The sequence below is a fragment of the Arthrobacter sp. V1I7 genome (genome assembly GCF_030817015.1).
GTDB lineage: Bacteria > Actinomycetota > Actinomycetes > Actinomycetales > Micrococcaceae > Arthrobacter.
In genome coordinates, this window is the sequence record NZ_JAUSYS010000001.1 from 693,466 (window position 1) to 717,084 (window position 23,619).

Genomic DNA, 23,619 nt, shown 5'->3' on the forward strand with positions numbered 1-23,619 from the left:
ACGATTTAGGCATGACCAACAACAGCCCCGGGGACGACGCCGCCCTCCAGCTACAGGACCTCCTGTTGGGCACGGAAAACGTCGAGGACTTCCTCGACCAGCTCGCGGTCTTCGCGGCGGCCACGCTCAGCAGGCTCATCGGAGCCGAAGTTGAGTGCGGCGTCACGCTCCAGCGCCGGAAGCGGACGATGACCGTGGCAGGGAGCAGCCCGCGGGCGGTCGTGCTCGACCGGATCGAACAAAGATTCGGCGACGGACCGTGCACTGAGGCGCTCCGGACCAAGTCCGTGGTGCTGCTGCCCGATGTACACGCCGATCCCCGCTGGCCCGCTTACCAGCTGCAGCTCGCCGGCCATGGCTGCCGAAGCACGCTCGGCGTCCCGCTCGAAATCGGCGAGGATGCGGACGCCGCTTTGAACTTTTTCGGCTCGGACACCGGGCTCTTTACCGGGGAGATCATCAAGGAAGCCGCCGGCTTCGCCGACCTCGCGGGCCGGTCGCTGCGGCTCGCCGTCCGGATCGGGACGGCCCGGACCCGCGCCGAGGATCTGCAGGCCGCGATGGAACACCGCACCTCGATCGATCTGGCCTGCGGCGTCGTCATGGCCCAGAACCGCTGCACCCAGAATGAGGCCATGGCAATCCTGACCAAGGTCTCCAGCAACCGGAACCAGAAGCTCCGGGATGTTGCCGCCGACCTCCTGCGGAACATCACCAACGGCGAGGTCCGGACCCACTTCGAGGCGTGACACCGTCCGGACGCCGGGAGTCCGCGTCCCGGCGTGGCCAGCCTAGGATATAGGGGATGACGACCACCCGCCCCGCACCCTTCAGCCTCCGCGGCATCGCCGTTCCTGCCTTTGGCCCGGCCCTGCTGTTCAGTATCGGCGAGGGGGCGATCCTTCCGGTCGTGGCGCTGTCCGCCCGCGACCTGGGCGCCTCGGTGGCCGTAGCCGCGCTGACTGTCACACTGATCGGGCTGGGATCCTGGTTCTTCAACCTGCCGGCCTCGCTCATCACACTGAAGTTCGGCGAACGCTGGGCGATTGTGGGGGCGGCCGCCGCCAGCGCCATCGCCCTGTCGGGTGCGGCCCTGTCCGCGCTGGTGCCCGGGGGCCTCTGGCTGCTCGCCGGGTCGATGCTCGTCGTCGGGATGGCCGCCAGCGTCTTCAGCCTGGCCCGGCAGAAGTACCTGACCGAGGCAGTGCCCGTGATCCTCAGGGCCCGTGCCCTGTCCACACTCGGCGGCGTGAACCGGGTCGGCATCTTCATCGGCCCTTTCATCGGCGCTGCGGTGATGCAGTTCGCCGGTATCACGGGAGCCTACTGGGCCGGCGCTGTGGCGATGGCCGCAGCAGCGGCACTGTCGGTGACCATCCCGGACCTCGTGGCGAAGCCCGCCCCGGCGGATGGCGTCCCGCTGGAGCAGGCGACGATGCGGGGCGTGGCTGCGTCCCATGCCGGGATCTTCCTGACCGTCGGGATGGGCGTGCTGCTGCTCAGCGCGCTGCGCGCCTCCCGCCAGGTGGTGATCCCGCTCTGGGCCGATCACCTCGGCATGGACGCCACCCAGGCCTCCCTCATCTACGGCCTCTCCGGCGCGATCGACATGCTGGTGTTCTACCCTGCCGGTAAACTGATGGACCGCAAAGGCCGGCAATGGGTCGCAATCCCCTCGACCCTCATCATGGGAACTGCGATGCTGTTGATCCCGGTCAGCACCGGCTTTGTGGGCCTGCTCCTCGCGGCGCTCCTGATCGGTTTCGGCAACGGCATCAGCTCCGGCCTGAACATGACCCTGGGGGCCGATTTCTCGCCGGACAACGGCCGCGGCCAGTTCCTCGGCATCTGGCGCTTTCTGGCCGACGCCGGGGCCACCGGCGGCCCCGTGCTGCTCTCGGGAGTCACCGCCGTAGCGTCACTCGGGGCGGGGGTGGCGGCCACCGGCGTGCTCGGCTTCGCTGCCGCCGCCGTTTTCGCCGTCACCATTCCGCGCCTCAAACACCGCCGGAACTACTGAACGCCCGCCAATTCTGGACCCGGCCCGCGGCGATGTAAACGGTTTCGGGACTACCGCGGCGCCTTTAGCGCCGTGGCGCGCGGCGCCGTCGTGCGGCCTGTCCGAACAGCCACACACCGGCCACCGTCGCGAGGTACCCGACGATCACAATGAGGGTGGTTCCGGCCCAGAAGTAGTCGGAGGTGCTGCCTTCCTGGCCGGGGCCGGGTGCGATCTTCAGCAGCGAGTAACCGGCCAGGGAGGCCGAGGCGAGCCCTGCCAGCATGGGCAGCGCGAGCCACAGCCGGGAGGCTGCCCAGTGTTCCCCGTAACCGGTCCAGGCATTCCAGCGCGGTCCGGTGCGGATGATCAACCAGCCGGCCGGGAGCATGAACGCCGCCACCACGAGGAAGGCGGCCACGACGTCCGCGGGTCGGTGCCACTGGTTGATCAGGGTGGAAACGCCGGTGGCGACGGCGAAGCTGCCGCCCAGGAAACCGACAAGCGGCCGCCAGCGCGGCGAAACGACCAGGAACACGGCCGCCGCGGCCGACGCCGCCAGCGTCGTGTGTCCCGACGGCAGGGAGTTGAACTCCAGCGTCTCGATTCCGCGGTACGGCCGGACGGGTACGAGGTCCTTGAGGATTTGGGTGGCCACGTTGGCGCCCACGCAGGCCGCCACGGCGATTCCGGCCGCGCTCCAGCGCCGCCGCAGGATGGTGACTAAGAGGATGACGACGGTGGCGATCAGGACGGACGCGGCCGGCAGCCAGTCGAGTAGCTTGTTGGCGGCCTTGCCCGCCGTGCCATGGATTTCGACGGCCTCGACCAGCGCCGATTCGTCGATGAACTGCCCCGTGGCGGTGCGGACAAAGAAAAAATAGGTGGCGGCAAGCGCGGCCAGGCATGCCAGCGTGGCCAGCGTGAACGTCAGGCCCAGGCCCTTGCCGGGCTTCCCGCCCGGACTTTCCGCGGCGGCCCGGCGCTTCCGGGCAGGGTTGTACTGCGGCCCCGGATAGCCCGACGGTGCGTGTTGGTCTGTGCGTTCCTGACGAAAATCCATCGCTATCAGGTTCCCACAGAACCCTGCGAGGCGCCTGAGGACAGGCTGTGACGAGCGGCGTTGACGGGGGAAGCCCACGCCCTGGTTCCGCCCGGGACGGCCGTGACCTGCCATCTCGGGCGCGGGTAGTGTGTGGCCATGGACACCGTGGCGAATCACCCGGACCCCGCCTTTCCCCGCTTCCACCCCCGGCCCGCGAAGGGCTGGATCAACGATCCGAACGGCCTGAGCTACATCGACGGCCGCTACCACGTCTTCTTCCAGTACAACCCGGACTCCGCGCGCCACCATGGCATCCGTTGGGGCCACCTGAGCTCGCCGGACCTGGTCCGCTGGGACGAGGAACCGGTAGCGCTCAGTCCACAGCCCGGTGGGCCGGACGCCTTCGGCTGCTGGACCGGGGTCGTGACCGACGACGGCGGCGTCCCCACCGCTGCCTACTCCGGCGTCGAGACCGCGGACGGGAAGTCCCGGGTCGTCCTGGCCCGGGGCTCCAGCGACCTTGCCGCCTGGACGCAGGACGGCCACGTGGCGGCCGGTCTGCCCCCGGACCCTCAGGTCACCGCCGTACGGGACCCGTTCATCTTCCACTTCCAGGGCCGGCGTTATGCCCTCCAGGGAGCCGGTCTGGGATCGGGCCGGGCGGCCGTCCTGCTCTACAGGGTGGACGATCTCCGGAACTGGACGTATGAGGGGATCTGGTTCAGCTCCGACCAGCCGCTCGCTGCCAGGCACTTACCCGCGGAGATCTGGGAGTGCCCCCAGCTGGTCCGCGTCCCGGATTCCTCCGGGGCGGAAACCTGGCTGCTGATGGCATCCTTGTGGCTCTCCGGGGACCTCCACGAACACGCCAACGGTGTCGGCTATCTCCTCGGTTCGGTCGTGCCCGGGATCGCCGGCCTGCCGGTCTTCGCCCCGGAGACGGGAGGAAAGGCGGATCTCGGCCGGGAATTCTACGCGCCGCAGATCCTGCCGCTGCCGAAGCGGACCCTGCTCTGGGGCTGGTCACCGGAAGCGACGGGCGGAGAGGAGCGGCCGGGACGCAGCCAGGAGCAGACGGACGACGCCGGCTGGGCCGGCATCCTGACGTTTCCGCGGCAGCTCTCCGTCCACGGCGGCGCGCTCGCCGTGGAGCCGGCGGCAGAACTCCAGGCATACCGCGCTGCGCGGCTGTACGAGGGTGCCGCCGGAACCCTGGCCCTGCCCCGGTACGCCGAGGCACACGTCACCGGGGGCGAGGGCCGGATCCGGCTCATCCTCGGCTCGGCGCGGGGGCAGCGCACCGTGTTCACCGAAGACGTGGCCGGCGGCGACGAGTACCGGATCTTCGTAGACGCCTCGATCGTGGAGGCGTACCACCACCGGGCTGTGCCCACGACCGTGCGCGCCTACCCTGGCACCGATGAGGCGTGGCAGCTGGAACTGCCGCATGGAGCGTCGGCCGACGTCTGGGAACTGCGGCACCCGGACCAGGCATAGCGCCCCGGTAAAGTGAAAAGATGCTCAGCCCATCGTCCCGGCACTCTCCGGACCTCCCCCCGGGTCCAGCCCCGTCCCGTCCGGGGCAGCTCCCTGGGCTGGACGAACTCCTTGCCGTCGCCCAGGTGGTGAGTTTGCCGATGCGGGTGAAATTCCGCGGCATCCTCCACCGTGAGGCCCTGCTGCTGCGGGGACCGCTGGGCTGGGGCGAGTTCTGCCCCTTCCCCGAATACGGCGACGCTGAGGCTTCCCGCTGGCTCGCCTCCGCCATCGAGGCCGGCTGGCAGGGATTCCCCGCGCCGCTGCGGACCAGCATTCCGGTCAACGCCACCGTCCCGGCGGTTTCCGCGGACCGGGTGCCGGAGATCCTGGCCCGCTTCGGACGGGTGGACGCCGTCAAGGTCAAAGTCGCCGAGCGCGGCCAGGGCCTGGCGGACGACGTTTCCCGCGTCGCCGCGGTCCGGGAGGCCATGCCGGATGCCAGGATCAGGGTGGACGCCAACGGCGGCTGGGACGTCCCGACGGCCGTCGAAGCGCTGACCCGGCTCGCCGCCGTCGGGCTCGAATACGCCGAACAGCCGGTTCCGGACATTGCCGGGCTCGCCGAAGTGCGGCGCCGGCTGCGCGACGCCGGGACCCCCCTGCTCATCGCCGCGGACGAGAGTGTGCGCAAGGAGGAGGACCCGCTCAAGGTGGCGCGCGCCGGCGCCGCGGACCTGATCGTGGTGAAGGTGGCGCCGCTCGGGGGAGTGCGCCGGGCCCTGGACATCGTGGCGCGGGCCGGGCTCCCCGCCGTCGTCAGCTCCGCCCTGGACACCTCCGTCGGGATCCGTGCGGGGCTGGCGCTCGCCGCGGCCCTCCCGGAATTGCCGTACGCGTGCGGGCTCGGGACTGTGTCCCTGCTGGCGGCCGACGTCACCCGGGACCCGCTGGTGTCCGACGACGGCGCCATCCGGCTCCGCGAGGTAACCGCGGACCCGGCACTGCTGGTGGAGCACGCCGCGGCCCGGGAACGCCGGGACTGGTGGCTGGACCGGCTGCGCCGGGTCCACGCAGCCTCTGTCAAGTCGCTGGAGAGTTCACCGTAACTTCATCCGGCTGACGGCAGCGCGACGGGAACGGCTGACACGGTGGGCGGGCACATCCCACCCATGGAAGGTCTCCCATGTCTGTCATTCCCGGCCGCAAGTTCACCCTGCTCCCCATGCTCGGCCACACCAAAGGCAAGCGCAGCGCCGTCACCTGCGCGCTGAAATGCGACAACGCCTGCTCCGGCGACGTCTGCAACACCAGCTCCAACGAATACTTCCGGGACATCGCTTCCGCCACGATGTCCCGCCGCGCCGTGCTCGGCTTCGGGGCCGCCGGAGCCCTCGCCGTCGCGTTCGGCGGTGCCCTGGCCTCGGCAGAGTCCGCCGTGGCCGACGGCGGTCCTGGCCTCGCGGCCGCCGCCAAGAACGGCTTCGGACGGTCCAAGCTCACCTTCGCGGCCATCGCCCCGGTGGACGCCGCCGTCGACGCGTTCACCGTGCCGGCAGGATTCGGTTGGCAGCCGGTCATCCGCTGGGGCGATCCGCTCTTCAACGACGCACCGGACTTTGACCTCAACAACCAGACCGCCGCAGCCCAGGCGCGGCAGTTCGGCTACAACAATGACTACACGGACATCCTCGAGGTTCCGGGCAGCAAGGGCAGCCGCGCCGTGCTCTTCGCCAACCACGAATACACCAACGAGACCATCATGTTCCCGCCCTCGCTCCCCGCTGCAGAGGTCCGGGCCGTCGCCGCCGCCGCGCACGGGCTCACGGTCGTGGAGCTGGAACGCCGGAACAAGAACCAGCCGTGGAACTACGTCAAGGGCGCCAGGCTCAACCGCCGCTACCTCAACGACACCACCTACGAACTGACCGGCCCGGTGGCCGGTTCCGCCCTGGTCCGGACCGCCGCCGATCCGGCCGGGCGCTCCATCCGCGGAACACTGGGCAACTGTGCCGGCGGTACCACCCCGTGGGGCACCATCCTCTCCGGCGAGGAAAACTTCAACGGCTACTTCGTCGCCCCGGGCACCTCCGCGGCGGACAAGCGCTATGGGCTCACCAACAAGCCCACGGCGCGGCGGTGGGAACTCGATGATCCGCGGTTCAACACCAACAACCCCGGGTACGAGAACGAGGCCAACCGCTTCGGCTGGATCGTGGAGGTGGACCCCTTCGATCCCACTTCCACGCCGAAGAAGCACTCCGCCCTCGGCCGCTTCAAGCATGAGGGCGCCAACGTGATCGTGGCCAAGTCCGGCCATGTGGTGGCCTACTCGGGCGACGACGAGCGCTTCGACTACCTCTACAAGTTCGTCTCCGCCGGCAAGTACCGTCCCGGTACATCAGCAGGCGACCGCGCCCACAACATGACCCTGCTGTCAGCGGGAAACCTGTATGTTGCCAAGTTCGAGGGCAGCTCCCCGGCCCTCCAGCTCGACGGCACCGGCGCCGTCCCCTCCGACGGCGGCTTCGACGGCACCGGGCAGTGGCTGCCGCTGGTTGTGGACGGCAAGTCCGCGGTGGCGGGGATGTCGGTGGAGGAAGTCCTGGTGTACACGCGCCTGGCCGCGGACAAGGTCGGACCCACCAAGATGGACCGCTGCGAGGACGTTGAACCGAGCCCGCACACCGGCAAGGTCTACGTCGCCTGCACCAACAACTCGGACCGCGGCAGCTTCGGCAAGGAGGGCGCCACCGAGGTCAACCCGCGCAACAACAACCGTGACGGCCACATCGTCGAAATCACCGAGACCGGCGACCAGGCGTCCACGGCCTTCACCTGGAACCTCCTGATGGTGTGCGGCGATCCGTCCCAGGGCGATGTCACCTACTTCTCCGGCTTCCCGGTGGACCAGGTCTCACCCATCTCCTGCCCGGACAATCTCGCGTTCGATTCGGTCGGCAACCTCTGGATCTCCACCGACGGCGCCCCGTCCGGCATCGGCAAGGCAGACGGGCTGTTCAAGGTCACCCTGGACGGCCCCGAGCGCGGCCGGGTTGAGCAGTTCCTCGCGGTCCCGCGCGACGGTGAAACCTGCGGGCCCATCATCCACGACGAGGAACGCACCGTGTTCGTCTCCGTGCAGCACCCGGGCGAGGACGGCTCATTCGACGCGCAGCTGTCCTTCTTCCCGGACTACGTGGCGGCCGGCACGGCACCCGCGCCGGGCCAGGCCCTCGCCCCGCGCCCGTCCGTGGTGCAGGTCTTCCGCACGGACGCCTGACCCGCCGGCGCCCGGGCCCCGGGCTGAACTGATAATTTGAACAGTGTGAATAATCCGGCCGAAATGGTTGTCCCCAGAGTCCAGGCAGCGATTGCCAGCGCCTTCGGCGAAGAGTACCGCGGCACGGATCCGGTGGTCCGGCCCTCGCAGTTTGCGGACATCCAGGTCAACGCCGCCATGGCGCTGGCCAAGAAGGTCGGGTTGCCGCCCCGGGAGGCCGCCGCAAGAATCGTCGACGCCCTGGACCTGGACGGCATCTGCAGCGCCGTCGAGATCTCCGGACCGGGCTTCATCAACCTCACCTTCGACGGGACCTGGATCGAGGAGCTGCTCAACGACGAGGCGACCACCGCGGCCGGTGCCGCGGCGCCGGCCGGGCCGGTGCGGGAGCCCCGGCGCGTCGTCGTCGACTATTCCTCGCCCAATGTGGCAAAAGAGATGCACGTCGGGCACCTGCGCACCACCGTGGTGGGCGACAGCCTCGTCAAGGTGCTTGAGGCGCTGGGGGACACCGTCATCCGGCAGAACCATATCGGGGACTGGGGCACCCCGTTCGGGATGCTGATCGAGCACTGGCTCGAAGTCGGGGAGGACTCACCGGAGGCGGCCCTGCTGGTTGATGACCCCAGCGCCTTCTACCAGGCGGCGCGCGCGAAGTTCGACGCCTCCGCCGCCGAGGCGGACGGCTTCGCCACCAGGGCCCGGCTCCGGGTGGTCGCACTGCAGAGCGGCGACGCAGCGACCTTTGCCGTCTGGCAGCGGCTCGTCGCCCAGTCGAAGCGCTACTTCAACGCCATCTACGCCAAGCTGGGCATCAGCCTCACCGACGACCACATCGCCGGCGAAAGCTCCTACGACGCGGATCTGGCACAGCTGTGCCAGGAACTCGAGGACCTCGGCCTCGCCCGGGTCAGCGACGGCGCCCTCTGCACCTTCCCCGCAGGGTTCACCGGCCGGGACGGCCAGCCGCTGCCGCTCATCATCCGCAAGTCCGACGGCGGTTACGGGTACGGCACCACCGACCTCGCCACCATCCGCTACCGGGTCCGCGACCTGCAGGCCGACCGCGTCCTCTACGTCGTGGGCGCCCCGCAGAACGTGCACCTGCGGATGGTTCTGGCCACGGCCCGCGACGCCGGCTGGCTGCCGGAAACCGTCGAAGCCGTGCACGTGCAGATCGGCAATGTCCTGGGGGAAGACGGGAAGATCCTGAAGTCCCGCTCCGGCGCCCCCGTCAAGCTCATGGCCCTCCTGGAGGAAGCCGTGGACCGGGCCCGCGCCGTCATCGACGCCAGCAGGCCCGAGTTGACCGAGGAGGAACGCGCGGTGACCGCACGGCAGGTCGGCATCGGCGCCGTCAAGTACGCGGACCTGTCCGTGGGGCACGACACCGAGTACGTCTTTGACTTCGACCGCATGCTGGCCCTCAGCGGCAACACCGGACCCTACGTACAGTATGCGGCCGCGCGGATCCGCTCGATCCTGCGCAAGGCCGGAGTGCTGGAACGCCACCTCGCCGCCGGAACTGCCGCTGCCGGAACCGCCGCTGCCGGAACTGCCGGAACCGCCGGAACCGCCGCTGCCGTCGCTGCCGGAGCCGGCACTGCCGGCATGAACGTGGACGGCGGGACCCCGGCGACGGCGATCGCCGTCGTCGAACCCGCCGAACGGGCCCTCGCCCTGCACCTGCTGGAGTTCGGCGTCACGCTCAGCCGGGTGGGTGAGCTGCTCGAGCCGCACCGGCTGTCCACCTACCTGTTCGAGCTCGCACAGCTCTTTACCGCCTTTTACGACCAGTGCCCGGTGCTGAAGGCCGAGGAATCGGTGCGGGACTCGCGCCTGGCCCTGTGTGCCCTGGTGCTGCGCCGGCTCTCCGGCGGCCTGGAGCTGCTGGGCATCGAGACGCCGGAGAACATGTGAGTGCGGCCGGCGGGCTGGGCGCACTGGACACCGCGCGCATCGCCGTCGCTGCGCTGCTGGACGCCGGGGTGCGCTGCGTGGTCGTGGCGCCCGGCTCGCGTTCCGCGCCGATGGCCTATGCCCTCGCCGAGGCCGACGCCGCCGGACGGGTGGAGCTGCTGGTCCGGATCGACGAACGCTCCGCCGGCTTCACCGCCCTCGGCCTCGCCCTGGCCACCGGGGCCCCGGCGGCGGTGCTGACCACCTCCGGAACCGCCGTCGGGAATCTGCTGCCGGCAGTCATGGAGGCCAACCACGCCGCCGTGCCGCTGGTGGTCATCTCGGCGGACCGGCCCGAGGAACTCCGAGGCACCGGGGCCAACCAGACCACGGTGCAACTGGACCTGTTCGGTGAGCACGTGCGCTTCGCCGTCGACATCCCGGCCGGCACCGACCCGCAGCGCGCCGTGGAGACCGCCCTGAGCGCGGCCACCGGCGCCTTCGAGGACACCCCGCCCGGGCCGGTGCAGCTCAATCTGGCGTTCCGCGACCCGCTGGTCCCGGCCCCGGGCGAGGCGCTTCCGCCCGAATCCGGCCGCCGGCTGTACAGGGCCGCCCGCGGGCCCCTGGCCCTGGATTTTCCGCCCGCCTCCGGCGAGCTCCCCAGGCGGCGCACCGTGGTGCTGGCCGGGCACGACGCCGGTCCGGTCGCCGAGGCGTTCGCGCGCGCCCACGGCCTGCCGCTGCTCGCCGAACCGTCCTCCGACGCCCGCTTCGGGCCGAACGCGGTGGGGCCCTACCGGCTGTTGCTGGAGCACTTCGGACCGGAGTCAGCGCACCCGATCGAGCGCGTGGTGCTGTTCGGCCGGCCCACGCTCTCCCGGCCCGTGAGCGCCCTGCTGGCCCGCGCCGACGTCCCCTCGGCCCTGTACCAGCCCGTTCCGGTCGCCTGGTACGAACCCGGCCGGCGCACCGAGTTGCCGCTGAACAACCTGACCGACCTGGCCGACTTCGCCGGGCGGGGCTCCGCGGCCTGGCTGGATGCCTGGCTGCTCGCCGGGGCCGCCGCGCAGCACACCGTCGATTCCGTGCTGGCCGGAAGCGCCGCCGCCACCGGACCGTCCGTCGGCGCCCTGGTCTGGCAGCACTCGCGCGGGCAGCTGGTGCTCGGGTCCTCCAACGGCGTCCGCGACGTCGACCTCGCCGGCGCGCCCGCACCGGAACCCCAGGCCACCGTCTTCGCCAACCGCGGCCTGGCCGGGATCGACGGGACCATCTCCACGGCCACGGGCATCGCCCTCGGCAGCCGGCAGGACACCACCGTGCTGCTGGGCGACGTCACCTTCCTGCACGACACCGGCGGACTCCTCCTCGGCGCCGGGGAAACCGAGCCCAAGCTGCGGATCGTGGTCCTCAACGACGCCGGCGGTGCCATCTTCGGGCTCCTGGAACACGGCGCCGTCGAGGCCTCGGGCCGCTACGGGAACGCCGTCGAACGCCTCTTCGGCACCCCCCACTCTGTGGACCTGGCCGCCCTCGCCGCGGCGTACGGCGTCGCGCACCGCCGGGTCAGCACGACGGCGGAGCTCGCCGTTGCGCTGGCGGAACCGTGGCAGGGCCGCAGCATCATCGAGGTGCGCACGGACCGGCACGGGCTCCGCGAGCTCCACACCCGGATCAGGGCCGCCGTCGGCGTGGCCGTGACGCCGATCCTTCAGGCCTAGTTCCTGAGGGTGCTTTCGGACGGGGCGACGCTGGCGGGGCCACGCGGAAAGTGCCCTGACGACGCGGAATTGCTCTGACGACGCGGGCGGGCGACGCGGAAAGTGCCCTGACGACACGGAATTGCTCTGACGACGCGGGAAGTGCCCAGCGACGCCGGACTTTCCGCAGCATCTGGGCCTTCGCGCGTCGCTGAACGCGCAGCGCGTCGGTGTGGTCCACATCAGGGCGGCTGGTTATGGCGCGACCGCTCCCGGGCTGCGATCTTCGTTCCATGAACGAGTTGCCCAGACTGATCCTGACCCGTGAGCATGTGCGACAAGGCCTGACGCGCAAGGAGCTGGCCACCAGATGCAGCTCCGGCGCGCTGGTCCGGGTGCGCCAAGGCGTCTACGTAGACGGGACCGCATGGCGCGCGCTGCAAAGCTGGGAACAGTACCGGGTCCGGGTCAGCGCAGCCGCGGAAACGTTCGTGGCTCCGACGGTCTTTGCCCGGCACTCCGCAGCTTCGGTGTGGGGGATTCCGACCATCGGCCGCCGCCTTCCCGTCCACGCGCTGACATTGCAAAACGAGGGCGGTCGCTCGCGGGCGGGAGTGCAGCGCCACTATGCGTCACCCGACGGGTTGAAGGGTGGTCCGCCGCGGCGGGCTGCTTGTCACAGGGAGAGTTCGCACCGTGCTGGATCTCGCCGCCTTCACGCCATTTGCCGAGGCCGTGGTGCCGTTGGACCATGTGCTCAAACCCGACGTTGCGCGGCGCCTGCCGGCCCTGGCGAAGGAGCTGCTTTGGGCCGGAATCGACGGCAACTATACCGCGGCGGCCGCCGGACGAATCCGGACCGAGTGGAGTTTGCCGATCCGCGCTCCGGCTCTGCCGGCGAGTCATACAGCCGGGCACTCATGTGGGTGGCCGGGTTCCAGGCGCCGGAACTCCAGCACGAAGTTCGCGACCGTTCAGGGCTCGTGGGCTACACGGCCTACTACTGGGACGGAGTGCGGGTTGCGGGCGAGTTTGACGGTGTCGAAAAGTATCTCAAGCCCGAATACCTGAAAGGCCGGACCACTTCACAGGCCGTCGTCGACGAAAAGAACAGGGAGAACCGGATCCGGGACTGCGGAATCGGCATGGTCCGCTGGGACTGGGCCGAGCTGATGGCAGCCGGGCAACTGGAACGGAAGCTGGCAGCGGCCGGCGTGCCCCGCCGTCGTGCGCGCTCCGCACGGTGACCATGACGCGCAATCTATCTCATGACGCGCAAATGCCCTGGTGCTACCGGAATTCCAGCTGCGCCAGGGCATTTGCGTGTCGCCAGGTACTTTGAGGGGCGCGGAAGCCTACTCCGCAATGTCGATATGCGTCGGGTCGAGCACGCGCCGGAGGAATTCCTTGGTGCGGGCCTGGGTGGGGGCGCCGATGACCTTCTCGGCCACGCCTTCCTCCACCACGACGCCGCCGTCCATGAACACCACGCGGTCGGCCACCTCGCGGGCGAAGCCCATCTCGTGGGTCACCACCAGCATGGTCATGCCTTCTTTTGCCAGGTTCCGCATGACGGCAAGCACATCGCCCACGGTCTCCGGGTCCAGGGCCGACGTCGGCTCGTCGAACAGCATGAGCTCGGGGTCCATGCTCAGGGCGCGGGCGATAGCCACCCGCTGCTGCTGTCCGCCGGAGAGCTGGTCCGGGAAACGGTCCGCCAGGTGTTCGAGCCCGACCCGCTCCAAATTTTTCATGGCCACCGCGGAGGCCTCGGCCTGGCTGCGCCTGAGGACCTTGGTCTGTGCGATCGTGCAGTTCTGCAGCGCGCTCAGGTGCGGGAACAGGTTGAACTGCTGGAACACCATGCCCACCTTGCGGCGCATCTTGTCGATGTCCACATCGGGGTCGGTGGATTCGAAGCCGCCCACGTGGATGGTGCCCACGTTGGGCTGCTCCAGCAGGTTGACGCAGCGCAGCAGGGTGGACTTGCCCGAGCCCGAGGGCCCGATCAGGCAGACCACTTCGCCCGGGGCCACGTCAAGGCTGATGCCCTTCAGCACCTCGTTGGAGCCGTAGGACTTGCGCAGGTCCTTGATGGAAACGCCGGCGGCATGGACGGGACCGGTGTGATTACGGGAGTGAATTACGACGTCGTTCATGAGACTGTCCTGCCTATCGCTTCATCCGCGCGGAGCGGCTTTCGAACTTCCGGGCCAACAGGCTCAACGGGATGGTGATCACCAGGTAGAACGCACCGGCCACCAGGAGCGGGGTGAGGCCCGCGCCCAGACTGGAGATGCCGTCGCGGCCGAACTTGGTGAGCTCGTACTGTGAGGCGGTCAGGCCCAGCACGTAGATAAGCGAGGAGTCCTTGGTGAGCAGGATGACCTCGTTCGTCAGCGGCGGCAGGACGATTTTGAAGGCCTGCGGGATGACGATGGAAACCATGGCCCGCCACTGCGGCATGCCGAGTGACCGTGCGGCTTCCAGCTGTCCCTTGGGCACCGCCTGCAGGCCGGCGCGAAGAGTTTCGGCGATGTAGGCGGCTGCCACCATGCCGAGCGAAACCATCACCACGACTGTCACGTTCCAGGAAACGCCAAATGCCAGCGGCACGCCGTAGCCGAAGGCGATAAAAACGAGCAGGGCCGGGATGCCGCGGAAGAATTCGATGTAGCCGGTGGCGATCCAGCGGTACAGCGGGAAGGAGGAGAGCTTCATCAGGGCCAGCAGCAGGCCGCCGGAGAGGCCCACGATGAAGCCCAAGGCGGTGTAGATCAGGGTGTTCTTCAGGCCGACCAGGAAGATGTCCGGGAACATCGGGCCGATTTTGCCGAAGTTGAAGACGCTGTTGCCGATGGTCCTCCAGTCCGTCGCCAGAATCAGGGCGGCCAGTGCCACCACAAAGATTGCTGCCTGGGCATACAGGCTGGCTCTGGCTCGTTGCCGTGCGGTCATTGCCAAGGGGTGCTCACATTCGTTTATGCGTGGCTGAGGCCCCGGACGGACTGCGGTGCAGCTCGTCCGGGGCCCCGGCTACGTGGATCTCAGGGCTGCGGAGGTGTCAGGCCGAAGCGCTGGCTACTTGGCGGTCTCGCCGAACCAGGTGGTCTTGAACTTCTCCAGGGAGCCGTCATCGGTCAGACGCTTGAGCGTTCCGTTGACCTGCTCGGTCATGGCGGTGTTGCCCTTCTTGATGGCGATACCCAGCTGCTCGCCGGTGGCAAACTTTTCGACGCTCTTGAACCTCGGGTCGTCTTTGATGGCGTAACCCAGGACGGACTGGTTGCCCAGGGTGGCATCGATCGTGCCGGCCTGGAGGGCCTGGACCAAGAGTCCGGTGTCCTCGAACTGCTGGGCGTCGATACCGTTTTCGCTTGCGTACTCCGCTCCGGTGGTGGCCTGCTGGACGCCCACCTTCTTGCCCTTGGCGTCGTCCAGGCTCTTGATGCCGGACGAGTCGCTGGCGACGAGGACGAGGTCGTCATCCAGGTACGGGGTGGAGAAGTCCATGACGGACTTGCGGGTGTCCGTGATGGAGACGGAGGAGATGGAAACGTCACACTGGGTGAGCGCGGTACCGGTCTCGATGGCTTCGAAGGAGCTGTCCACCACGTTGAGTTCGGCCTTCAGGTCCTTGGCCAGCTCGGCGGCGATGTCCATGTCGAAGCCGACGATCTTGCCGTCCCTCTGGAATTCGAAGGGCTCATAGGGAACGTCCGAGCAAACGGTGAGCTTGCCGGCGTTGATGAGCGAAACGCCCCCCTCGGGAGAGGCTGCCGGGGTGGAACCTCCGCCGCAGGCCGTGAGGGCGAGGGAACCGACGGCGAGGACTGCGGCGGCCTTGGCGGCCAGCTTTGCGGTGGCAAAGGACTTGAGCTGCATGGATTTTTACCTTTTGTTGCAGGGGCAGACGTGACTTGGTCGGCTTATAGTGTAACGCTAATAAGAGATGTGCATCACAGAAAACTTCTCTTGTTCATTGGATAACTTATCGCAGGCTAGCGCAAGCCCCAGCAGACTGGCGCTGTCTCTCATCCCGGAATAATTTAATGACTGATGCCGAGGGACTCCAGCATTGGCCGGAATTTCGCCCAGGTTTCCGCGAGCTCGGCTTCGGGTGCGGAGCCTTCCACCACGCCGCAGCCTGCGTACAGCCGGACACTGTCTGCCGACTCAATGACCGCACCGCGCAGGGCGATGCCCCATTCGCCGTTGCCGGCCGCGTCAAGCCAGCCGACCGGTCCGGCATACGGCCCGCGGTCCAGGTGTTCGAGCTTGCGGATCAGGGCGCCTGCCACCGTGGTGGGGGTGCCGCAGACCGCCGCGGTGGGATGCAGCGCGTTAATCAGGGCGAGGCACGTCGGAACGTGGCCCTCCACCTCGGCCAGCTCGGCCTTCACGTCGGAGGCGAGATGCCACACGTTGGGCAGCTCGAGGATAAACGGCTCGCTGTGGGCGTTCAGGGCCTCGGAAAACGGAGCCAGCTGGGTCGTCAGGGACTGGATTGCGATGTCGTGTTCGTGCCGCTGCTTCTCCGAGCCGGCCAGCACACGTTCGGCGAACTCCAGCGGCGGGCCGGCCATCCCCTCGGCATCACGGCGGTCCAGGGTGCCGGCCAGGACTCGGGCCTGCGCGGTGCGGCCTTCCACCTGGATCAGCATCTCGGGGGTCGCGCCGACCAGCCCGTCCACGCCGTAGGTCCAGCACTCGCGGTAGCGGACGGCCAGCTGCCGCAGGATCTCCGCGGCATTCACGCCGTCGGGCACAGTGGCCACGATGTCCCGGGCCAGCACGAGCTTTTCCAGTGCTCCGGTCCGGATCTCCGCGACGCCGGCGGCCACGGCTGCCATCCAGTCATCTTCGCTGAGCGATCCGGTCGCCAGCTTTGCCTCCCGGGCAGGAACCTGGGCGGCAACGTCCACCGGCAGTACGACGGCGGCAGTGTCCAGCCAGCGGTCCAGCGCGGCGCGGGCGCCCGCTTCGGTGAGTCCGCCGTCGTCGGCCGTCAGCTGGGTCAGCCAGGCCTTGCCGTCACGCAGGCCCACCACAATCTCGGGGACGATCAGCCGGGACTCATGGGCGGACGCCTTGGAGAAGGCAAAGGAACCGAAAGCCACCGGGCCGGTGCCGGGGCAGTCCACGGCGTCGGTGATCTCCGCCTCGAGGACCAGGTGGCGCCACCAGATATCCGCCTCGAGGAAACGCTCGGGCCCGGTGGCCGTGAACCGGGCGATTTCGCCGAAGCCCACCAGGCCGGCTTCGCGGCGGGTCCAGCAGAGGACATCGTCCCGGACCAGAAACGACGGCAGCCCCCCGGGGAATGATTCTGCATCGAGGGGAACTGTCAGTGATCTGATAATTCTGGTACGGAACGCGCTCGTCATGATGAGACAACATTACTCCCGCCCGCGGGCGGCCGGTTCGGGCCCCGGTTCAGGCCCGGTTCAGGCTCGGCGGCGGCCCGGTTCCGGCCCGGTTCCAGCCCTGTCGAGGGCGTGGTTCGTGGCGGGCCGAACATTTGAGACAATGACAGGGTGAACCGAGCATCACTGGATAAGCGTCCGGACGAAGTAGCCACGATGTTTGACGACGTCGCACCCAAATACGACGTCGTGAACGATGTCCTGTCCATGGGACAGACACGGCGCTGGCGCCGGGTTGTGGTCGAGGCCATGGATGTGAAGACAGGCCAGCGGGTGCTCGATCTCGCCGCCGGCACGGGGACCTCGAGCGAGCCGTTTGCCGACGCCGGCATCGACGTGATCGCCTGCGACTTCTCCCTCGGCATGCTCAAGGTCGGCAAGCGCCGCCGCCCGGACATCGATTTCATCGCCGGTGATGCCACCCGCCTGCCCTTCGCGGACAACACCTTCGACGCCAGCACCATCTCCTTCGGCCTGCGCAACGTCAACGAGCCGAAAAAGGCCCTGGCCGAGATGCTGCGAGTCACCAAGCCCGGCGGCAAGCTGGTCATCGCCGAGTTCTCCCAGCCCGTGGTGCCGCTGTGGCGCACGATGTACACCGAGTACCTCATGCGCGCACTGCCCGCCATCGCCGTCAAGGTCTCCTCCAACCCGGACGCCTACATCTACCTCGCCGAGTCGATCCGCGCCTGGCCGGACCAGGACCACCTGGCCGCCTGGCTGCAGGAAGCCGGCTGGGACAGCGTCACCTACCGGAACCTCAGCGGCGGGATCGTGGCTGTGCACCGCGCCCAAAAACCGGGCGGTCCCGCAACCGGCCCCGCCGCGGGCGCAACCGCACTGGCCGCACACACCGGACCCGTGGCCAAGCTGCGCCGCAACATCAAGCGGACCGCGCGTTAGCCTGCTGCCGCTGTGAAAGTACTGATCGTCGGAGCCGGACCGGCTGGATCCACCGCCGCCTACTACCTTGCGCAGGCCGGCGTGGAGGTCACGGTGCTGGAAAAGACCAGCTTTCCCCGTGAAAAGGTCTGCGGCGACGGGCTGACGCCCAGGGCCGTCCGCGAGATCCGGAAGCTTGGCCTGCCGCATCCCGAAGCCGAGGGCTGGCGCCGCAATAAGGGCCTGCGCCTGATCGCGGGCGGGCGCACCATCGAACTGCCCTGGCCCGAGGTCTCCGACTTTCCGCAGTATGGCCTGATCCGCACCCGGCTCGGCTTCGACGAGGAACTGGCCCGGCATGCACAGACCGTTGGCGCCGTCGTACGGGAACGCCACAGCGTCACCGAAGCCCTGCGCTCCGAGGACGGCCGTGTGACCGGCGTCCGTGCCGCGCTGCTGGATGACGCCGGCCGCAAGACCGGTGAAACCCGGGACTTCCACGCCGATGTCGTTCTGGCCGCGGACGGAAACTCCACCCGGACCGCCGTCTCGCTCGGCATCCCGAAGCGCGATGACCGGCCGCTCGGCGTCGCCGTCCGCACTTACTTCACCAGCCCGCGGCACGACGACGACTGGATGGAAGGCTGGCTGGAGCTTCGTTCGCCGGCTTCCCACGCCTCGTCAGCTCGGCGCGGGGCACGCGCCGGCTCTCTTGGCCGCGACGGCAAGCTGCTGCCCGGCTATGGCTGGGTGTTCGGCGTCGGCGACGGCACGTCCAACGTGGGCCTGGGCATCCTGAACTCCTCGAAGGAATTCGGCAAGCTCGACTATAAACAGGTGCTCCGCGAATGGACCGCCGGCATGCCCGCCGAGTGGGGCTTCACGCCGGAGAACCAGGTGGGTGATATCCGCGGCGCCGCACTGCCGATGGGCTTCAACCGCACGCCGCACTACTCACCCGGGCTGCTGCTGCTCGGCGATGCCGGCGGCATGGTCTCCCCGTTCAACGGTGAGGGCATCTCCTACGCGATGGAATCCGCCCGCTTTGCGGCCGAGTTCATCATCGACGCCGCCGCCCGGCAGCGCGCCGGAGCATGGGACTCCGGCTCAACGTCCGACGCCGACGCGCACCTCGCGCGCTACGCGGACTACGTCCGGGACCAGTGGGGCTCGCACTTCACGCTGGGCCGCGCCTTTGCAGTCCTGATCGGCAAGCCGGCCGTGATGAAACTCGCGCTCCGGACGGGCATGCCCATCCCTGTACTCATGCGGTTCGTGGTGCGGTTGCTGGCCAACCTGACCGATCCGGCGGCCAAGGGCTTCGAGGACCGGGTCATCCGGGTCCTGGAACGGCTGGTTCCGGCCACCTCCAATGCCGGCGGCCCTCCGCCCTCCAGCGCCAACTCCGCGGTTTCCGCGACAAAAGTTAGGGTTAACCCGTGACCAACTCTGCAGACCAAAGCTGGACGCACGCCGGACACGGCCTGCCGAGCGCTGAGCCCGACCTGAATACCACCGCCATCGCCACCGGCCTCCAGCTGCCGGCGGGTTTCGCGGCGATCGCGGAGGACCCGGAACTGGGGCCCGCCATCACCACGAATCTGGCGCGCGTCGAGAAGAAGCTGCGCGAGGCCATCGCCAACTCCGATCCGCTGGCGGACGCGACGTCGCGTCACCTCGTGGAGGCCGGTGGCAAGCGCATCCGGCCGCTGCTGACGCTGCTGTGCGCCCACCTGGGCGACGCCTCGCTGCCCGCCGTGGTGCAGGCCGCCGTGGTCGTGGAGCTCACGCACCTGGCAACGCTTTACCACGACGACGTGATGGACTCCGCGCCGTTCCGCCGCGGCGCGCCAACGGCCCACGAGGTCTGGGGCAACTCGGTCGCCGTGCTGACCGGCGACCTGATCTTCGCCCGCGCATCCATTCTGGTTTCCGAACTCGGATCCCGCGCGCTGGGGATCCAGGCCCGCACCTTCGAGCGGCTCTGCCTGGGCCAGTTGCACGAGACCGTGGGCCCGCGCCCCGATGAGGATCCGGTGGAGCACTACCTGTCCGTGATCGCCGACAAGACGGGCTCGCTCGTGGCCGCCTCCGGGCAGCTTGGCGCGATCTTTGCCGGCGCCGACGAGGCCTACGAGCCCTTGCTCGTGGAATATGGCGAAAAAGTCGGTGTGGCGTTCCAGCTCGCCGACGACGTCATCGACGTCACCGGCATCAAGGTCAAGTCCGGAAAGTCGCCCGGCACGGACCTCCGCGAAGGCGTTCCGACCCTGCCCGTGTTGCTGCTGCGCAAGGCCGCCCAGGACGGCGACGGGTCCGCCGTCGAACTCCTGAAGCTGATCGACGGCGACCTCAGCTCCGACGACGCGCTGGCCGCCGCCGTCGCCCGCCTCCGGGAGCACCCCGTCACCGCGGAATCCTGGGTGGTGGCCCGCGCCTGGTCCGAGGAAGCCATCAACGCCCTCGCCCCGTTGCCCGAGGGCGTGGTCAAGGCCTCGCTGACGAGCTTTGCGCGGGCAGTGGTGGACCGCAGCAGCTAACCTGCCGGCCCGGCAGCGAAGCGCAGCCAATCAAACCGGCGCCTGAAGCCCCGGCCCGCCGGCGCCGCTTAAACGGAACGGCCCCGGTTCCTCACAACGTTCGAGTCATCCGTTGTGCCGAACCGGGGCCGTTTCTCCGTTCGCATCAGATCCACCGGAGGCATTTGGTGAACCCATGAACGAGCCTATGACAAAACTGTCACAGTGTCTAGGCTTGCCGTAATCTTTTGTGACAGATGTGTTCCGGTTCCGGCCGCCGCGGTCCGGGGGCACATTGAGCCCGCTTCTCCGCGCCTCAGGGTCGGGGGGGCGGCGTGTCCGTGTCAAAGAGCCCCCCGACCGCTTCAACCTTGTCCACATGGCAGAACTGGTCGCGCCCGCGGCCGCCGCGAACAGGGCAGATTGGGAGAATGCAGCCTTCCACATTCCTGGCCTCGCGCGGCGGGACAGCCTCTGCGGCCGAGCTAATCCGGGCCGGCATCAACCGCAGCGGGATCACCAAGGCCCTGGCCTCCGGAACGGTAGTGAGGATCCGCAGGGGCCACTACGGCCTGCCGCATGATGTCGGCGCCTACCGGGCCGCCCGCGAACTGAAGGGCCTGCTGACCTGTGTGTCGGCTGCACCCAGCTACGGCCTCTGGACTTTGGCGCCGAGTCCGGTCCTCCATCTGACCTTGGGGCATCGAACCGGACCGCCCGGCGTCGTGGCCCATGGCCGGTGCCGGCACCCCCGTCATCCCTGGCTCCCCGTGGCCGGGTTAGCCGACGTGCTCGTCCATGCCCTGCATTGCCTGCCCGAACGGGAGGGCCTCGTTCTGGTCCAGTCCGCTGTCGGCACCGGGGACATCAGTCTCGACTTCCTGCGCGGAAAGCTCAGCGGCAACCGCAACGCCCGGGCAAGGTCGGTGCTGGACTTGGTGATACCGCGGGCTGATTCCCTGCTGGAAGTCCTGGCCAATGCTGCCTTCATCCGGGCAGGCCTGCAGCTTCGGCGGCATGTGCAAATCCCGGGCGTGGGGGAGGTGGACTTCCTGATTGAGGACTGCCTGGTAGTGGAGACCGACGGCGGCACACAATTGGAGCCGCTGCAGGTCAAGAAAGACCGGAGGCGGAACAACGCGACCGTCGTCGGGGGCTATCTGGTGCTCAGATATGGCTACGACGATGTCGTTCACCATCCGGAGCGGATGGTCGCAGACGTCATCGACGTGCTGCGGCAGTATCGCCGAGGAGCATTCCATGCCTGGGGGCCGGATCCGAAGAGTCGACCGGGGGCACTTTGAGGCCTGCACCAGGGAGTACCCGTTCGGGGGACGGCGTGTCCGTGTCAATGTGCCCCCGGAGAGGCACCTGCAGCGGGAAACGGCCGGGGCGAGCGGCCGGCTTCAGTCCTCGTCTTCGTCGTTGAAGGCCCACTCGAACATATCGAAGACAAACTCGGAGAAGGTTCCCTCTTCGCTCTTCCACTGCCCGCGGGCGTTGTTGCGGCGGTACACGATCGGGTCCGGGATGCTGAGGTCTCCGGTGCGGAAGCCCCAGGTGAACTGCTCCTCCTCGTCCTCCAGGAACATCAGGAAGCCTTCGTCATCGACTTCGAGCTCTTCGGGGTCCCAGAAGTAGTGGTACGCCTCCATGATGTCCTCGCAGCCGCCCACGGCCAGATAGAACTCCCGCAATGCCAGCGGCACCTGGAACTGGTGCTCGGCGAGGGCCGCATCCACCTCATCCGCCGGGAGCCCATCCTCTTCCTGCCATTCGTCTTCGAGATACTTCGGGACTAGCGCGCGGAACTTCTCGAGGAACATGTCAGTCATGGTCTTATCCTAGCTAATCCTCAGTGCCGCTTTTCGCCGCGTCCAGGCCCAGGCGGTGCCAGCCGCGGACAGCCAATGGAACGTGCCAGCGGCGCCGCCAGGCCGTGACCCTGAAGGCGAAAACGACGGCGGCCACCGCACCCGCGGTGAGCGCGTTGAAGGCGCCGGTGACGGTGAGGATCACGGTCAGGGCCGCCCCCGCGAACGCCGGCAGCGCGTACAGGTCCCTCGGGTCGAAGAGCTGCGGGACCTCGTTGGCGGTGATGTCCCGCAGGAGGCCGCCGCCCACCGCCGTCGTGACCCCGAGGAGGACGGCTGAGATCGGGTTCATCCCGGCGGAAAGGGCCAGGAGCGTGCCGCTGATGCAGAAGAGGGCCAGGCCTCCGGCGTCGAACAGGATCAGCAGCGAGGTGAAGCGCTGGACGCTGGAGAACAGGAAGTACACCAGCACCGTGGCCAGGAGCGGCGGGGCCAGGTAGGCGGGGTTCGAGAAGGCCGCAGGCGGACCCGCGTTGATGATGATGTCGCGGATGACACCGCCGCCCAGGCTGACCACCGAGGCGAGCAGCAGCGAGCCGATGATGTCGAACTGTTTCCGCGCCGCGAGCAGGGACCCGGAAACCGCGAAGAAGAAGACACCAGCGAGGTCCAGCCAGACCAGGACGAGGCTAAGGGAAAAAGTCATGGAGCGTCCGGTCGGTTATCAGGGGGCGGAGGGGGCGGCTCCAAGGTTACGCTAGCGGCTATGAATAGCCCCATCCTGATCGCCTGCGCCCACGGCACCTCCAGCGCCCTCGGTGCTGCCGAAGTCAACGCCCTCCGCGACGGGATAGCCGCCCTGCGGCCGGGACTCGACGTCCGCGAAGCCTACGTCGACGTGCAGGACCCCGAACTGCCGGCCGTCGTCGCCGGGCTCCCGGCGGGGGAGTCCGCCGTCGTCGTTCCCCTGCTGCTCAGCGTGGGCTACCACGTCAAGGTGGACATCGCCCGGGCGGTCAAGGGCCGGCCGGACACGTTCGCGGCAGCCCCGCTGGGGCCCGATCCGCGGCTGGCGGCCGTGCTGGACCTGCGGCTCCGGGAAGCCGGTGTCATCGACAGCGACAACGTGATCCTCGCCGCAGCCGGTTCCTCCGACCCCACCGCCTCGCAGAACGTGGAGGAGCTTGCCGGGCAGCTGCGGGCGCTGCGGCCCAACCGGATCATTGCAGCGTACGGCGCTTCCGCCACTCCTTCGGTGCAGGACGCCGTGCACGCAGTCCGCGAGGAGGGCGCTCTGGTCGCCGCAGGGCCGCAAGGCAGGGTGGTCATCGCTTCCTACCTCCTCGCTCCGGGCTTCTTCCACGACCAGCTTGCGAAGGCCGGCGCGGACCTCGTCACCGCCCCGCTGCTGCCGTCCCCGGTGCTCGCGGAAATCGCCCTGGAACGCTACGACGCGGTACTCGCGGCACGGGCCTGAACAGGTCCTGGATGCGGGGAATCATGCACACGGACCGAGCCACTTCAAGGCTCCCCGGCGGTTCGTGACGAATTGTTTCCCTAGGTGACCTCCCGT

Annotated in this window: 20 protein-coding genes; 13 read left to right on the forward strand and 7 right to left on the reverse strand. The window is 68.7% G+C overall.

The annotated features are described in order from the left end of the window. The first annotated feature begins 11 nt into the window (after positions 1–11). Together QFZ69_RS03325 and QFZ69_RS03330 are read left to right on the forward strand one after the other, a co-directional pair. Positions 12–749, forward strand: a complete 738-nt coding sequence (locus tag QFZ69_RS03325) for a GAF and ANTAR domain-containing protein (protein WP_306915602.1) — start codon at positions 12–14, stop codon at positions 747–749. Positions 750–805: 56 nt separating this feature from the next. Then, positions 806–2,020, forward strand: coding sequence for an MFS transporter (locus QFZ69_RS03330; RefSeq protein WP_306915603.1), 1,215 nt, complete (start codon positions 806–808; stop codon positions 2,018–2,020). Between the two features lie 64 nt (positions 2,021–2,084). Here the strand turns inward: QFZ69_RS03330 and QFZ69_RS03335 are convergent, their stop codons facing one another. Beyond that, on the reverse strand, positions 2,085–3,062 hold the full coding sequence (locus QFZ69_RS03335; protein WP_306915604.1) for a phosphatase PAP2 family protein: 978 nt from the start codon (positions 3,060–3,062) through the stop codon (positions 2,085–2,087). 138 nt (positions 3,063–3,200) lie between these two features. On the opposite strand from QFZ69_RS03335, the gene QFZ69_RS03340 reads away from it, so the two are divergent. The 6 genes from QFZ69_RS03340 to QFZ69_RS03365 all read left to right on the forward strand — a co-directional run bounded on the left by QFZ69_RS03340 (position 3,201) and on the right by QFZ69_RS03365 (position 12,652). Further along, positions 3,201–4,541 carry a glycoside hydrolase family 32 protein gene (locus QFZ69_RS03340; protein ID WP_306915605.1) on the forward strand — a complete coding sequence of 447 codons (1,341 nt, stop codon included), beginning with the start codon at positions 3,201–3,203 and terminating at the stop codon, positions 4,539–4,541. Between the two features lie 20 nt (positions 4,542–4,561). Beyond that, positions 4,562–5,629 carry an o-succinylbenzoate synthase gene (locus tag QFZ69_RS03345; protein ID WP_306915606.1) on the forward strand — a complete coding sequence of 356 codons (1,068 nt, stop codon included), beginning with the start codon at positions 4,562–4,564 and terminating at the stop codon, positions 5,627–5,629. Positions 5,630–5,706: 77 nt separating this feature from the next. Further along, positions 5,707–7,803, forward strand: coding sequence for a PhoX family phosphatase (locus tag QFZ69_RS03350; protein ID WP_306915607.1), 2,097 nt, complete (start codon positions 5,707–5,709; stop codon positions 7,801–7,803). Between the two features lie 63 nt (positions 7,804–7,866). Next, complete coding sequence (argS, locus tag QFZ69_RS03355; RefSeq protein WP_306915608.1) at positions 7,867–9,723, forward strand: arginine--tRNA ligase; 1,857 nt, start codon at positions 7,867–7,869, stop codon at positions 9,721–9,723. Continuing rightward, positions 9,720–11,426 (forward strand): 2-succinyl-5-enolpyruvyl-6-hydroxy-3-cyclohexene-1-carboxylic-acid synthase, encoded by a 1,707-nt coding sequence (gene menD, locus QFZ69_RS03360; protein ID WP_306915609.1) that lies wholly within the window; start codon positions 9,720–9,722, stop codon positions 11,424–11,426. The genes argS and menD overlap by 4 nt, the downstream gene beginning before the upstream one ends. 842 nt (positions 11,427–12,268) lie before the next feature. Continuing rightward, positions 12,269–12,652, forward strand: a complete 384-nt coding sequence (locus tag QFZ69_RS03365) for a hypothetical protein (RefSeq protein ID WP_306915610.1) — start codon at positions 12,269–12,271, stop codon at positions 12,650–12,652. Positions 12,653–12,760: 108 nt separating this feature from the next. On the opposite strand, the gene QFZ69_RS03370 is transcribed toward QFZ69_RS03365, so the two are convergent. From QFZ69_RS03370 to QFZ69_RS03385, 4 genes are all read right to left on the reverse strand, one after another. Beyond that, entirely contained in the window at positions 12,761–13,564 is an 804-nt protein-coding gene (locus tag QFZ69_RS03370; protein WP_306915611.1) for an amino acid ABC transporter ATP-binding protein, read from the reverse strand. 13 nt (positions 13,565–13,577) lie between these two features. After that, positions 13,578–14,369, reverse strand: coding sequence for an amino acid ABC transporter permease (locus QFZ69_RS03375; protein ID WP_306915612.1), 792 nt, complete (start codon positions 14,367–14,369; stop codon positions 13,578–13,580). A gap of 117 nt (positions 14,370–14,486) precedes the next feature. Beyond that, the gene (locus QFZ69_RS03380; RefSeq protein ID WP_306915613.1) at positions 14,487–15,290 is read right to left on the reverse strand and encodes an ABC transporter substrate-binding protein; all 804 of its coding nucleotides are present in this window, start codon (positions 15,288–15,290) and stop codon (positions 14,487–14,489) included. A gap of 164 nt (positions 15,291–15,454) precedes the next feature. Continuing rightward, the gene (locus QFZ69_RS03385; RefSeq protein WP_306915614.1) at positions 15,455–16,792 is read right to left on the reverse strand and encodes an isochorismate synthase MenF; all 1,338 of its coding nucleotides are present in this window, start codon (positions 16,790–16,792) and stop codon (positions 15,455–15,457) included. Between the two features lie 150 nt (positions 16,793–16,942). Here QFZ69_RS03385 and QFZ69_RS03390 point away from each other — a divergent pair, with 150 nt between their 5' ends. From QFZ69_RS03390 to QFZ69_RS03405, 4 genes are all read left to right on the forward strand, one after another. Beyond that, the gene (locus QFZ69_RS03390; RefSeq protein ID WP_306915615.1) at positions 16,943–17,734 is read left to right on the forward strand and encodes a demethylmenaquinone methyltransferase; all 792 of its coding nucleotides are present in this window, start codon (positions 16,943–16,945) and stop codon (positions 17,732–17,734) included. Between the two features lie 12 nt (positions 17,735–17,746). Continuing rightward, positions 17,747–19,156: a geranylgeranyl reductase family protein gene (locus QFZ69_RS03395; RefSeq protein WP_306915616.1), complete on the forward strand. Its 1,410-nt coding sequence runs from the start codon at positions 17,747–17,749 to the stop codon at positions 19,154–19,156. Then, on the forward strand, positions 19,153–20,253 hold the full coding sequence (locus QFZ69_RS03400; protein ID WP_306999902.1) for a polyprenyl synthetase family protein: 1,101 nt from the start codon (positions 19,153–19,155) through the stop codon (positions 20,251–20,253). The genes QFZ69_RS03395 and QFZ69_RS03400 overlap by 4 nt, the downstream gene beginning before the upstream one ends. A 410-nt stretch (positions 20,254–20,663) precedes the next feature. Continuing rightward, positions 20,664–21,536, forward strand: coding sequence for a type IV toxin-antitoxin system AbiEi family antitoxin domain-containing protein (locus QFZ69_RS03405; protein ID WP_306915617.1), 873 nt, complete (start codon positions 20,664–20,666; stop codon positions 21,534–21,536). Positions 21,537–21,638: 102 nt separating this feature from the next. Here the strand turns inward: QFZ69_RS03405 and QFZ69_RS03410 are convergent, their stop codons facing one another. After that, the gene (locus QFZ69_RS03410) at positions 21,639–22,067 is read right to left on the reverse strand and encodes a hypothetical protein (RefSeq protein WP_306915618.1); all 429 of its coding nucleotides are present in this window, start codon (positions 22,065–22,067) and stop codon (positions 21,639–21,641) included. 13 nt (positions 22,068–22,080) lie between these two features. Beyond that, positions 22,081–22,752, reverse strand: a complete 672-nt coding sequence (locus QFZ69_RS03415; protein ID WP_306915619.1) for a trimeric intracellular cation channel family protein — start codon at positions 22,750–22,752, stop codon at positions 22,081–22,083. A 60-nt stretch (positions 22,753–22,812) separates the two neighbouring features. On the opposite strand from QFZ69_RS03415, the gene QFZ69_RS03420 reads away from it, so the two are divergent. Continuing rightward, a complete protein-coding gene (locus tag QFZ69_RS03420) occupies positions 22,813–23,523 on the forward strand; it encodes a sirohydrochlorin chelatase (protein WP_306915620.1) in 711 nt (236 codons plus the stop codon). Positions 23,524–23,619: the final 96 nt, after the last annotated feature.